15 protein-coding genes are annotated in these 12,447 nt (G+C 31.9%); 3 read left to right on the top strand and 12 right to left on the bottom strand.

Annotated features, from left to right (window positions below; translation table 11 throughout):
* Nucleotides 1-66: 66 nt before the first annotated feature.
* The 12 genes from KO361_02925 to KO361_02870 form a co-directional block, all read right to left on the bottom strand.
* A complete protein-coding gene (locus KO361_02925) occupies nt 67-657 on the bottom strand; it encodes a superoxide dismutase (GenBank protein MCC7574521.1) in 591 nt (196 codons plus the stop codon).
* A 21-nt stretch (nt 658-678) separates the two neighbouring features.
* The gene (locus tag KO361_02920; protein MCC7574520.1) at nt 679-1,227 is read right to left on the bottom strand and encodes an alpha/beta fold hydrolase; all 549 of its coding nucleotides are present in this window, start codon (nt 1,225-1,227) and stop codon (nt 679-681) included.
* Between the two features lies 1 nt (nt 1,228).
* Nucleotides 1,229-1,630 carry a hypothetical protein gene (locus KO361_02915; protein MCC7574519.1) on the bottom strand — a complete coding sequence of 134 codons (402 nt, stop codon included), beginning with the start codon at nt 1,628-1,630 and terminating at the stop codon, nt 1,229-1,231.
* Nucleotides 1,631-1,642: 12 nt separating this feature from the next.
* The gene (locus KO361_02910; protein ID MCC7574518.1) at nt 1,643-2,509 is read right to left on the bottom strand and encodes a TIM barrel protein; all 867 of its coding nucleotides are present in this window, start codon (nt 2,507-2,509) and stop codon (nt 1,643-1,645) included.
* Nucleotides 2,506-3,282, bottom strand: a complete 777-nt coding sequence (sufC, locus tag KO361_02905; protein MCC7574517.1) for a Fe-S cluster assembly ATPase SufC — start codon at nt 3,280-3,282, stop codon at nt 2,506-2,508. Before sufC ends, KO361_02910 begins: the two co-directional genes overlap by 4 nt.
* Complete coding sequence (locus tag KO361_02900) at nt 3,283-3,666, bottom strand: SUF system NifU family Fe-S cluster assembly protein (protein ID MCC7574516.1); 384 nt, start codon at nt 3,664-3,666, stop codon at nt 3,283-3,285.
* Nucleotides 3,663-4,844 (bottom strand): aminotransferase class V-fold PLP-dependent enzyme, encoded by a 1,182-nt coding sequence (locus KO361_02895; protein MCC7574515.1) that lies wholly within the window; start codon nt 4,842-4,844, stop codon nt 3,663-3,665. Before KO361_02895 ends, KO361_02900 begins: the two co-directional genes overlap by 4 nt.
* Nucleotides 4,841-5,716 (bottom strand): SufD family Fe-S cluster assembly protein, encoded by an 876-nt coding sequence (locus tag KO361_02890; GenBank protein MCC7574514.1) that lies wholly within the window; start codon nt 5,714-5,716, stop codon nt 4,841-4,843. The genes KO361_02895 and KO361_02890 overlap by 4 nt, the downstream gene beginning before the upstream one ends.
* A gap of 4 nt (nt 5,717-5,720) precedes the next feature.
* The gene (gene sufB, locus KO361_02885) at nt 5,721-7,115 is read right to left on the bottom strand and encodes a Fe-S cluster assembly protein SufB (protein ID MCC7574513.1); all 1,395 of its coding nucleotides are present in this window, start codon (nt 7,113-7,115) and stop codon (nt 5,721-5,723) included.
* Entirely contained in the window at nt 7,115-7,654 is a 540-nt protein-coding gene (locus KO361_02880; protein MCC7574512.1) for a helix-turn-helix domain-containing protein, read from the bottom strand. Before KO361_02880 ends, sufB begins: the two co-directional genes overlap by 1 nt.
* Before the next feature lie 55 nt (nt 7,655-7,709).
* A complete protein-coding gene (locus KO361_02875; protein ID MCC7574511.1) occupies nt 7,710-7,997 on the bottom strand; it encodes a ferredoxin in 288 nt (95 codons plus the stop codon).
* A 66-nt stretch (nt 7,998-8,063) separates the two neighbouring features.
* Complete coding sequence (locus tag KO361_02870; protein ID MCC7574510.1) at nt 8,064-8,501, bottom strand: hypothetical protein; 438 nt, start codon at nt 8,499-8,501, stop codon at nt 8,064-8,066.
* Nucleotides 8,502-8,689: 188 nt separating this feature from the next.
* Between KO361_02870 and KO361_02865 the strand changes: the two genes are divergently transcribed.
* The 3 genes from KO361_02865 to KO361_02855 are packed head-to-tail and all read left to right on the top strand — an operon-like array spanning nt 8,690 to nt 12,030.
* Entirely contained in the window at nt 8,690-9,334 is a 645-nt protein-coding gene (locus KO361_02865; protein ID MCC7574509.1) for an ABC transporter ATP-binding protein, read from the top strand.
* 6 nt (nt 9,335-9,340) lie between these two features.
* Nucleotides 9,341-10,741 carry a COG1361 S-layer family protein gene (locus tag KO361_02860; GenBank protein MCC7574508.1) on the top strand — a complete coding sequence of 467 codons (1,401 nt, stop codon included), beginning with the start codon at nt 9,341-9,343 and terminating at the stop codon, nt 10,739-10,741.
* Nucleotides 10,742-10,752: 11 nt separating this feature from the next.
* Nucleotides 10,753-12,030 (top strand): ABC transporter permease, encoded by a 1,278-nt coding sequence (locus tag KO361_02855; GenBank protein MCC7574507.1) that lies wholly within the window; start codon nt 10,753-10,755, stop codon nt 12,028-12,030.
* Nucleotides 12,031-12,447: the final 417 nt, after the last annotated feature.

Genomic DNA, 12,447 nt, shown 5'->3' with positions numbered 1-12,447 from the left:
AAAATAATTAAAAAGCAAACAATAAAAATGTTTTGAAAAAAAAAACAAAAAAACAAAAAAAAAAATTTATTCTTCGAGTCTTCTAAGAACTTCTTCCCAATTCACGACGTTAAAAAAGTTTTCAACGTATTCAGGACGCCTGTTTTGATACATTAAATAATATGCGTGCTCCCAGACATCAATAGTTAATAAAGGCTTCAAACCCTGACTTAAAGGGGTGTCTTGATTCTGAGTTTTTAAAATTTTAAGGAAATCACCATCCTTAACGAGCCAAGCCCAACCAGAACCAAACTGAGTAAGAGCAGCTTCTTTAAATAATTCCTTAAAATTCTCAACACTACTAAAATTTTCAATCAATAATTCTTTAAGCTCCTCAGGCATAGAAACATCTTTTTTCAACAAGGACCAAAACAACTTATGATTAGAATGACCCCCACCATTATTAATAACAGCCTGCTTAATCTCACCAGGCAATTTGTCTAAATCCTTCAAAACATCATCCACAGGAACATCCTCAAATTCAGTTCCTTTAACAGCTGCGTTGTACTTATCAACGTATGCTTGATGATGCTTAGAATGATGAATCCTCATCGTTTCCTCATCAATATAAGGCTTCAAAGCATCATACTCATATCCTAATTCAGGCAATTCTTCCATTTTATTACACCTCCATGCAATTTAAAAAAACTTTAAAATCTCAGGCAAATCAATTTTGCCATCCTCCGCGTTAATATGACCTTTATTTCCTAAATTAACTTCTTCAGCATTCAAAGAAATTAATAATTCTTCAATATCTTCCTTAAAAGAAAAAGGATCATTCAAAGAATGAACAACAACAAAACTCGACTTTTTTCTTAAATCATCAAGAACCAAATAATCATTAATCCAAGGCTTAACAATTTCTTTTTCTTCATTATCAAGAACCTCTAAGTTAATATTTAACCAAGGCGCAACCAAAATCACTTTTTTTACTTTGATATTATTATTTTTTAAATAATTAAGAATGGTTCTACAACCAACAGAATGACCTACTAAAATAGTGAACTCATCAGGCTTTAACTTATCAAGCTCAGAAACCCACTCACTAATATTAGGCTCATCAGTATTAGGCATTTCAGGAACTTCAACCTCGTAACCTTTTTTTAACAATTCTTTTTTCAAAAAAGGAAACCAATCAGACTCAGGAGTAGCTCCCCAACCATGAATAATTATGACTCTTTTAATCATTTTAATCAACCTCCCACGGAAAAACAATCCAAGTTTCATCAAGTTTTACTTCACCAAAAAAAGCAGGCTTAACAATTGATTTATCCTTATAAAAAATGGTGAAAGAATCAAAACCAAGAGATTCATATTTAGACAAAGTATTACCTGTATCAGCTATATCATCAACTACTAAAACATTGCTAAGACTAGGAAGCTTAGATTCGTCAAGAACTAAAGGAACATTCAACTTATAACTTAATAAAGTAGCAATTATTAAACCACCTCTAGGAATACCAAAAATAAAATCATATTTTTTATCTTTAAATACAGGAACAAATTTGTTAATAATCAAAACAATATCATCCCAACTAAAATGTTGCTCTACTTGATCCTTATTTTTATTAACCGTGCTTAAAGTATCCATTTTTTCCCCTCATTATTTTATTGACTCATACGTTTTTTTCAAAAGTAAAGCATCACCTTCTATGTTAGGACTTTCACAAACCAAAGAACCCTTCACTTTAAATTCTTTTAAAGCCCTCAATAAAGCATCATATTTTAAATCTGAATCTTCAAGTATTAAATGATGCTTCTCACCCTTATCACCATACGCAATACCCGCAACGTGCATATGCATATTATCAAGTGCTTCCCTACCCAAACCATCCTCTACAATAGATAACACTGAACGAAACTCTTCTAAAGAATTATACTTACCAACAGAACGAGCATGAAGATGAGCAAAATCAATACAAGGTCTAACTTGATCAACTTCAGCACTAAGACTAACAAGCTCTTTTAAATCACCAAACTGAGTACCCTTACCCGTAGTCTCAGGACTTATAGTTATATCATTACCCTTGTCTTTTAATTCCTGAACTATTTTTTGAAGCTGAGTTCTTACATTGTTATAAACAATTTCTTTAGAATCCTTCAAATAAAAAGCAGGATGAAAAGTAACACTAAACGCACCAGCCAACCTAGCAATCTTTGCAGCTTCAAGAATCCTTGACTTACTAGCACCAACTTTTTGAGGCTCCAAAGCATTCAAATTTATATAATAAGAACCATGCGCGGACAAAACAACGTCGTGTTCATCAGCGATTTTACCCACTGATAAAGCCGCTTCCTGATTAAGATTAACAGAATGAACAAATTCTAATTCCATACCCCCAAGACCAAGACTGCGCACATGCTTTACACCTTCACCAGTATTTCTCACAGGCGTACTAAGAGGAATGCCCGCTGAAGAGAACCTTAAATCCTTAGGTCTTCTTATTTTTATTTTAGAAAAATCAATCATTTAAACACCTCAAAACCTTTTTCTTCAATTAAATGAACAAGTTCCTCACCGCCTCGCTTCTTTATCTCACCATTAACAAGAACTAATACTTTATCAGGATTTAAATAATCAAGCATCCTCTTATAATGAGTAATCACTATTAAACCAAGATCAGGATTTAACTCTTTTAACTTATTAATACCTAAACAAACTTCTTTTAAAGCATCAACATCCAAACCCGAATCAGTCTCGTCAAGAATAGCCAAAACAGGATTAAGCATGAATAATTGAAGCATCTCAGCTTTCTTTTTTTCACCACCACTAAGACCATGGTTTAAATCCCTATGAGCAAATTCCTTAGGAATATTCAAAGAAGCCATAGCTTCATTTAACAATGAAACAAAATCCCTAAGATTTATTTTATTATCCTTAGGTCTTCTAGCATTAATAGCAGTTCTTAAAAAATTAGACAAAGTAACACCTTGAATCTCAACAGGACTCTGAAAAGACATAAACAAACCTTTCCTAGAACGCTCAGTAGGACTTAAATCAAAAAGAATCTCATCATTAAAAATAACGTCGCCTTTAATATTTAAACCAGGAAAACCAGTAAGAGCCTTAGCAATAGTGCTTTTACCAGAACCATTAGGACCAATAATAACAACTGTTTCACCCTTATTAACATTAAAAGAAACATTTTTTATTATTTCTTTACCAGAATCAGAACTCATAGAGACAAATAAGTCCTTAACAACCAACAATTCTTGATTAACAACATTTTCATCTTTAACCATTCAATCACCTTTAATTTTTTCGTAATTAAAAATACTTTTTTTAATCGCGCTAAGAGCAAGCATAACACACTTATTCCTAGCAGGAGAAACATCAATACCTAGAAGAGCATAAACATCTTCCCTAGTCATATTTTTTATTTCATTAATATTTTTGTTTTTAACATGCTCAGATAAAATAGATGCTGAAGCAATACTCAAAGCACAACCCTTTCCTTCAAAAGAAATATCTTTTAACACATCATTTTTTATTAACAAAAATAACTCTATGTTATCTCCGCATAAAGGATTAGAATCAAGTATAGTAACAGTAGGATTTAACAACTTACCTTTATTCAAAGGATTCTTATAATGTTCAAGTATTATTTGACGATACAAATCACTCATTTGAATATCACCTTTGCTTTCTTAATAGCGTCAATTAATTTCACGATGTCTTCAACATCATTATAAAAAGCTAAACTAACCCTAGAAACAGCGTCGAAACCAAGAGCGTCCAAGTAAGGCTTAGCACAATGATGACCTGCTCTTATACAAACATTAAACGAATCAGCAACAGTAGCCAAGTCATGAGTATGAATTCCTTCTATTATGAAACTAATAACAGGACCATAATCATCAGAATCATGACCTATAATTCTTAAACCCTCAATTTTTCTTAATTCAGATAAAGCGAATTCTTTTAATTTATTTTCAATAACGAACTTATCTTTTATATTAGAAAAATATTTTATTGCTTCTCCCAAACCAGAAATACTAGCAACATCTAAAGAACCAGATTCGAACCTGTGAGGAATTTCTTGAAACGAAAATTCTTTATTCTTATAATCAAGAACCATTCCACCACCGAAACTAGAAGGAAATAAAGATTCAAGCAAATACTTTTTACCATAAACTACTCCAACACCTAAAGGACCATAAATTTTATGACCTGAAAAAACCAAGAAATCACAATCTAAATCTTTAACATTAATTTCTTGATGAGCAATTCCTTGAGCAGCATCAATTATTATTACGCAAGAATCATTCTTAAGTCTTATTTTTTTAATTAATTTTTTAGCATCAATAATTTTACCTGATACATTAGACATCAAAGTAAAAGAAACAATCTTAGTATTTTCATCAACTAACTCAACAATTTTTTCTTCAACATCAATGTGATTAGCAACTTTAAAATCAAGATTGACAAACTCACATAATTTTAACCAAGGAACAAAATTACTATGATGCTCCATTATTGTTGTTACAATATTACCTTTTTTATCTGAAGAAAAATTATTTAATAAAATCTTGTAAGAATTAGCCAAATAATTAAAACCATCAGTCGCGTTTTTAACAAAGAAAACTTCATCAACAGAAGCACCAATAAAATCAGATATGATATTCCTAGAATTCTCTAATTCATCAGTTGCTTTAACAGCCAAATCATAAATTCCGCGATGAGGATTAGCATTACTATTTTCATAAAAACTAATTACTTTATTAATTACACAAATAGGTTTCTGAGTGGTGGCTGCGTTATCTAAATAAGCAATATTTTTTAACAACGGAAAATCTTTTTTCATGAACTAACCCCTCTTAAAAAATCAATTAATAAATCATTCGCAAAATCTTTAATCTGAGAAGAAGGAAGAACACCTAAAACGTGACCGCTAATTAGCATTTTTCTAGCTTCATCTTTAGATATCCCTCTTGACTCAAAATAAAACAAATCCTCATCTTTAATCCTAGAAATAGTAGAACCATGACTACATTTAACCTCGTTATTAAGAATTTCTAAGTCGGGAACAGAAATAAATCTTGAATCACCCTCAATCAAAGAATTAGACTCTTGAAAACCTTGAGCATTAAAAGCAGAAGGCTCAATCCTGATTAAGCCACGAGAATCACTCTTAGAATTTAATAAATAAGACCTAGAACTTATTAAAGAAGAATTATTCTCACCAACATGAATAACCTTATCCTTAATATTAGAATCGACACCTTTATTCAAATAACTGTTAATAATTAAACAAGACGCGTCGTCTTTCAAACGAGAAACAGAATCAGCCACTAATTCATTAGTAGAAAAATTAACTGCTTCAAACCTAGAATTTTTCTCACAAACAGAATTATGCTTAACCAAAGATTTCTTATTAGAAAAACAAATAATTCTTGCAAAAGAATTCTCTTCTAAAAAAGCTTCAACAACTAATGATTTATCATCAGAAGCCATTAATATAGCTAATTCAAAATTAGTATTTTTTTTAACATTCAATGTTAAATGAGAAGAATCTTTCAACTCTAAAATCTTCAAAACATTTAATTCATTGAATGTCTTAGTAGTCAAAGAAGAACTAATAACACCCTTAGAAAAATCACTACTAACATCTACGTCAGGGCTTAAATCACGAATATCTTTAAGCATTACGAAGTTCTTTGATTTTAACTCATTCATTTTTTTAACCTAAACTATTTTCAAATTCCATTTCTATTAATCTATTCATTTCAACAGCGTACTCCAAAGGCAATTCTTTTAACAAAGGCTCAATGAAACCAGCAACGATTATTTGAAGAGCCTCTTCTTCTTCCAAGCCTCTACTCATTAAATAAAATAATTGTTCTTCGCTTATCCTACCAATTCTCGCTTCGTGAACAGTATCAGATTCTTCTTCATCAATCAACATAACAGGATAAGTATTACTTTCACTTTTGTTATCAAACATTAACGCGTCACAAGTCACAGAACAAGTTGAATTAATTGAACCTTTAGGAATCTTTATTAAACCACGATAACTAGTTATACCTCCATCCTTGCTTAAACTTTTAGCTTTAACCGTGCTCTTAGTATTAGGCGCTAAATGATACACTTTAGCACCAGTATCCTGATTCTGACCTTTACCCGCATAAGCAATAGACACATGATTCGCCTTACTATTTTTACCCAAAAGAAGAGTAGCAGGGTAAAGCATAGTAACCCCAGAACCAAGATTACCAGAAACCCATTCCATTAAACTGTTTTCCTCTGCTAAAGCTCTCTTCGTATTTAAGTTATAAGTATTTTTAGACCAATTCTCAACAGAAGAATAACGCATCCTAGCATTCTTTTCAACAAATACTTCTACGCAACCAACATGAATAGAACTACTATTATACAAAGGAGCAGAACAACCCTCAATGTAATGAGCTTCCGCGCCCTCATCAATCACTATCAAAGTATGCTCAAATTGACCCGCACCCTCAAAATTCATACGAAAATAAGCTTGCAAAGGTAAATCCAATTTAACATTTTTAGGAACATAAATGAAAGTACCACCTGACCAAACCGCGCCATGAAGCGCAGCGAACTTATGCAAAGAAGGACTTACACAACGATTCATAAAATATTTCTTGACTAAGTCAGGATATTTTTTTACAGCAACATCCATATCCTCAAAAATAACACCTTTTTTTCTAAGATCCTCTTTAAGATTATGATAAACAACTTGACTATCATACTGAGCACCCGCGCCCGCAAGAGCTTTACGCTCAGAATCAGGAATACCTAATCTATCAAATGTCTTCTTTATTTCATCAGGAACTTTATCCCAAGAATCAGAATTATGTTCAGCATCAGGAACAGCAAAATAACAAATCTTATTCAAATCTAATTTTTCAAGACTCGGACCCCAATTAGGAGAAGGCATATCCTCAAATAATTTAAAAGAATCAAGCCTTTTCTGAAGCATCCAATCAGGCTCATTCTTGTAAGAAGAAATCTGTCTAACTACTTCTTCTGAAATCCCTACACCCGTTGTGAATTTATGCTTATGAATATCAGGTTTATCATATAACTCTCGGGATTCACCTTCTTTAATCAAGACGCGTCACCCCCAAAATTTTTAACTAATTCAACCACAGCTATAACTTCACCACGATCATTCTTTATAGGTTCAGAAATCATTAATTTTTTTTCACCGTTACGAACAACTACTTCTTTATGAGCTTGACCAGTACTAAAAACTTTTTTAGACGGACAATTCTTACAAGGAACTTTTTTAGCTTGAAAAACCTCGTAACATTTACCTTCTAAGCTCTTAGAATTATGCCAAATAACATCATAGTTCCTTGATTGAATACTAACATCATAATCTAAATTACTAAGAACACGTAAAACCTGACTTGAAATAAAGTCATTAACCCCTAATAATTCTTTAAAAGGATTATCTGATAAAGACCAAATCTTTGATTTTCCCTTAGTAGAAAAATTAACTAAGCCCCTAGTTCTAAGAATTTCTAAGTATTTAGCAACTGTGTGCCTGTCCATTTTCAAAGAAGAAGATATCTCTAAAATGTTCAATTCTTTATTGTTTTTTAAAGATTTCAATATTTTTTCTTCTACGCTCTTAACATTCATGAATAATAGTAATTAAAGAAGTTTTAAAAAACTTGTGCTAATGGTCACCATTAATTCATATTATCTTCTTATCATCCTTCAAAGACTTAATATGAATAACAGACACAGGACAAGACTCAGCGGCCTCAACATTAACCTTAAAGTCTTGCTTAGAAATCTTCTTCTCATACCAAGCATCCTGCCTTTCAGAACCCTCAAGGATGTTCACTTTACCATCATCACCCAACTCAAAGAAATCAGGAGAAACAGCGACGCAAGCACCACAACCAATACAATTAAGCCTATCAAGCTCTAACAAAAACTGTTTATCATCACTCAAATCAACATCTTCATCTTTTGCCATTTTAACAAAAAAAAAGAAAAAGAAAAGGGTTTAAGAAGTTTTCGGAGAAAAAAAAAAGAAAAAAAATTATTTTTTGTTCTTAAACTGCTGAACGCCGTGAACACCACGACCCTGACCCTTCATTTCGCCAAAACCATTAGATTTACCGAAACCAGCCCCATTCATAGATTTTTCACCATCAAATAAGCCAAGTTCTTCTCTAATTTGTTTAGCTAACTCATAATCACCAGATTTCTTAGCTTCATGAGCTTCAACAAACAAATGAAAATTGTCTTCGTTAACAACAGATAAAACACGAGAACTTCTCCCATTCATAGTCATAAGTTCTTTCCACGCTTCATAATCAAGCTCATTAAAAGCACCCATCATTTCATCACACCTTTCTTCACTATATTCGAAGCCTCTTTCTTCGAAATTTCCTTTATGCGCAGTCACCATTATCGCCAAAGACAAAACAGCAACAACCATCAAGGAAAAAAACAAACCAGTTTTTTTACTTTTCATATTATTTACCTCCAAATGTTTTCAACACTCATAAAAACACAACACTATTTAAACAAGAAGAATTAAAAATATACACCTCTAGTCCACTTTTTTTATAAATAAAATATTCATTTTTAGATATCGTGGTTAAAGTAAAAAATAAAACTGAATCTTTGATTAAATTAGAAAATGTCAGTAAAATCTATAAGATGGGCGAATTCGAAGTCGTAGCTCTTAGAGATGTTAGTGTAGAAATAAAAAAAGGTGATTTCGTAGCAATAATAGGCGCATCCGGAAGTGGAAAATCAACAATGATGAACCTCATAGGTTGCTTAGATACGCCTAGCAAAGGCAGTATTTTTCTTAAAGACAAAAATATTAATGAACTATCAGAGTCAAATCTTGCAGAGCTTAGAGGAAAAGTTATAGGTTTTATTTTTCAACAATACAACTTAGTTCCATCTATGACTGCTTTTGAAAACGTGGTCCTACCATTAGAGTTTCTTGAATGGGATGAAAAACTAGCAGACGCGCAAGCCAAAAAAATACTAAACGAATTAGGCTTAGGTGATAAAATGCATCATAAACCAACACAACTCTCAGGCGGACAACAACAAAGAGTATCTGTTGCTAGAAGCCTAGTTACTAACCCTGAAATTATTCTAGCAGACGAACCAACAGGCGCACTTGATAGTAAAACAGGAAAAGAACTTATACAATTACTAAGTAAACTATGGCGAGAAGAAAATAAAACAATTATTCTAATAACACACGACTTAGAATTAGCAAAATATGCGAATACCGTAATAGAATTAAAAGACGGTCAAATTATTAATAAAAATTATGCGAGGTAAAAAAAAATGAATGAATTAAAAAAAATCAACACAATATTTTTTATTTTTATTTTAACTTTTTTAATTGTACCAAACAATGTTTTAGCAAGTGACTCAACTTTAATCAGAGTTAGTTTGATTAATCACGATCCCGACCCTGCTAGAAACGGAGAAATAGTAGAAGTTAGACTAGGCGTGCAAAATCTTGGTGCAAAAGATTCTAACCCTGTGATTTTAGAATTTCTTGATAGTTATCCTTTTTCAATTATAGGTGATTCTGTTAAAGAAGTAGGTATAATAAAAGGATATCAAGGCTCTAGTAATGATATGAAAATCATAAAGTTTGATTTACTGGTTGATAAAAATGCGCCTGCAAAAACATATGATTTAAAATTTTTGATACACGAAGAATATTCTAATGTGATTCATCAAACAGCTGTAAAAATAGATGTTTCTAGTAAGGAAGTCGCGGAAATTATTTACATAGATAAAACACATTTAGTTCCAGGAAGACAAGAAACTTTAACTTTTACAATAAATAATTTAGGAAATGCACCTATTAACGATGTTGTTTTTAGTTGGATTAATGATGATAAAATCATTTTACCCATAGGTGGAGATAATACAAGAAACATAAGAACTATAGGTATAGGAGAAAGTATAGATTTGAGTTATGACGTGATGGCAGATAGTGGAGCCGTTGCAGGATTATACGAGTTAAGTTTAAATCTTAAATTCTCTGATTTGCTTCTAGGCGAGAGAGAACTGAATACCTTCGCAGGCATATACGTTGGAGGCGAAACTGATTTTTATGTTTCTTTAAATGAAGTAACAACGACTCAAGTAGTTTTTACTGTAGCAAATATAGGAAGTAATCCTGCTCGTTCAGTATCTGTAACAATTCCACAACAACAAGGTTGGATTGTAACAGGACCAACTTCTAGAATCATAGGTAATCTTAATCCAGGAGATTACACTGTGGCTAACTTCAATATTCAACAAGCGTCAATAACTAGTGAAACAAAAACTGCTGAAGAAACGTTCAGTAAAGAAGAAGAAATAATAACAAATAGACAACCAGGAAGCAAAGGAGGAAACAATCAAATAATTAATTCTCCTGAAGGAATTGTTGAAACAAGAAGTCAAAGCAACACTTTAAAACTGTTAATAGAATACACAGATACTAAAGGTTCAAGAGAAAGCGTTGAACAATCAATAGTTATGAGTTCTACTCAAACAATACCTACGACTAGAACGACGACTAATACAACTACTAGGACTTCGCAAGGAAATCAAAGTTTTTTTAGCAAATATGCTTGGTATTTACTAATAGGATTTTTACTAGCGTGTTTATTCTTTTACTATGATTATAAAAAAAAGAAAAGAATAAACGATAAATTAACTTTGAAAAATTATTTCAAAATATAATAAGGTTAAAGATGAAGTTAAAAAAATGTTTGAAAAATGCTTTCGAAATGGTTATTCATAGTAAGATAAGAAGTTGGTTAACCATTCTAGGAATAGTAATAGGTGTAGGCGCGGTAGTAGCCATAATGTCATTAGGTAGTGGAATGGAACAAACAGTAACTAGACAACTAGATGATTTAGGCGCAGATATTCTTACATTAACTGCAGGAACACAAAGAGCAATAGGAAACATAATGATTAGACAACCAACAACAGGAACTAATACAGGGAATACAGGTGGTGGAGGCGGAGGACGAACTGCTGTTACAACAACTAATACTTCAGATAGCCCCGTACTTGATAATAAAGATGTTCAAGCACTTAGAACAGTTCTAGGAATAGAACTTATAGACACAAATATTAGAGGAAGTGTTAGAATAGAGCATTTAGGAAAAACAGGTAGCGTCACACTCACAGGCGTGGATCAAACAACTTGGAACAGAATAACTAATTTAAAAGTAAAAGAAGGAAGATTACTAGATTCCGCGGATAGCAACGTAATAGTCATAGGGGGAAAATTAGCAAATACTTATTTTGATGAACCTCTAAGAATAAACAACATGTTAACAATTTCTGGTCGTTCTTTTAGAATCGTAGGCATACTTGATGATACAACAACTAATATTTACATGCCTTTACAGATGAGCTACGAAGTTTTAGATGATAAAACAAGAGGAGAATACGACACGATAATCATGAAGGTTAAGGATGTAAACAAAATAAATGAAACAACAAAAGAAGCAGAAGAAAAATTAATGATTTCAAGAATGGTCACAGAAAACAACAAAGATTTTAACATTGTTTCAAACATACAAACACAGGAAACAAGAAATGAAATGATGCAAGCCATACAAACTTTTTTATTAGCAATAGCCGCAGTATCTTTAATAGTTGGAGCTGTAGGAATCGCAAATACTATGTATACATCTGTTTTAGAAAAAACTAAAGAAATAGGAATAATGAAAGCAATAGGCGCAAAAAACAAAGATATCTTATTAATATTCGTTCTTAATTCCGCGATAATAGGATTAATCGGAGGAATACTAGGCGTATTTTTCGGAATGATTCTCTCTAACCTTTTGCCCGCACTAACAAGTGAAATAAGATTCATGAGTGGAGAAATCATTATATCGACAGAAGCAATAATTATTGCTTTAATTGTTTCAACAATAGTAGGAATAATCTCAGGAATAATACCCGCATATAAAGCATCAAGATTAAAACCAGTAGATGCATTAAGACACGAATAATGTACTCAAAGTCCACTTTTTTTATAAATATTTAAATAGTCATAAAAAGAGTGATGATTTATGGATCCTGTTAATGTTACACTTCAATACTTACCCCCTATGCCTCCTGTTCAAGCATTTCACTTTTTTAACCCTTTAAGATTCGGCTCAGAACTCATATACGCAATCATTGTTACAGCTTTGTTTTTATTCATATTTTACAAAACAAAACATTTATTCGATTTAACTAAACATAACGGAATTAAATATTTTAGAGTCGCATTTTTGTTTTTCGCGTTTGCATATATTTCTAGATTTTTATTTTATGTTATGAGATTAATAATTTTTAATACAAATTTACACGTTCCTGGACGTTTTCTTTCATTCGCATCCTTAATATTAGTAACTTATTTTAGCACTTTAGCCATAGGATATCTT

It is taken from the genome of Candidatus Woesearchaeota archaeon (genome assembly GCA_020854775.1).
GTDB lineage: Archaea > Nanobdellota > Nanobdellia > Woesearchaeales > 21-14-0-10-32-9 > 21-14-0-10-32-9.
The sequence above is the reverse complement of the archived record's forward strand: the minus strand, read 5'-3'. Positions and strand labels throughout refer to the sequence as shown.

Bases quoted from the DNA above. Each gene is read 5' to 3' on its own strand.
- KO361_02890 (MCC7574514.1), bottom strand. From the start codon at position 5,716: ATGAATGAGTTAAAATCAAAGAACTTCGTAATGCTTAAAGATATTCGT.
- KO361_02870 (MCC7574510.1), bottom strand. From the start codon at position 8,501: ATGAAAAGTAAAAAAACTGGTTTGTTTTTTTCCTTGATGGTTGTTGCT.
- KO361_02880 (MCC7574512.1), bottom strand. From the start codon at position 7,654: ATGAATGTTAAGAGCGTAGAAGAAAAAATATTGAAATCTTTAAAAAAC.
- KO361_02855 (MCC7574507.1), top strand. From the start codon at position 10,753: ATGAAGTTAAAAAAATGTTTGAAAAATGCTTTCGAAATGGTTATTCAT.
- KO361_02900 (MCC7574516.1), bottom strand. From the start codon at position 3,666: ATGAGTGATTTGTATCGTCAAATAATACTTGAACATTATAAGAATCCT.
- KO361_02875 (MCC7574511.1), bottom strand. From the start codon at position 7,997: ATGGCAAAAGATGAAGATGTTGATTTGAGTGATGATAAACAGTTTTTG.
- KO361_02865 (MCC7574509.1), top strand. From the start codon at position 8,690: ATGGGCGAATTCGAAGTCGTAGCTCTTAGAGATGTTAGTGTAGAAATA.
- KO361_02895 (MCC7574515.1), bottom strand. From the start codon at position 4,844: ATGAAAAAAGATTTTCCGTTGTTAAAAAATATTGCTTATTTAGATAAC.
- KO361_02860 (MCC7574508.1), top strand. From the start codon at position 9,341: ATGAATGAATTAAAAAAAATCAACACAATATTTTTTATTTTTATTTTA.
- sufC (MCC7574517.1), bottom strand. From the start codon at position 3,282: ATGGTTAAAGATGAAAATGTTGTTAATCAAGAATTGTTGGTTGTTAAG.
- KO361_02915 (MCC7574519.1), bottom strand. From the start codon at position 1,630: ATGGATACTTTAAGCACGGTTAATAAAAATAAGGATCAAGTAGAGCAA.
- KO361_02925 (MCC7574521.1), bottom strand. From the start codon at position 657: ATGGAAGAATTGCCTGAATTAGGATATGAGTATGATGCTTTGAAGCCT.
- KO361_02910 (MCC7574518.1), bottom strand. From the start codon at position 2,509: ATGATTGATTTTTCTAAAATAAAAATAAGAAGACCTAAGGATTTAAGG.
- KO361_02920 (MCC7574520.1), bottom strand. From the start codon at position 1,227: ATGATTAAAAGAGTCATAATTATTCATGGTTGGGGAGCTACTCCTGAG.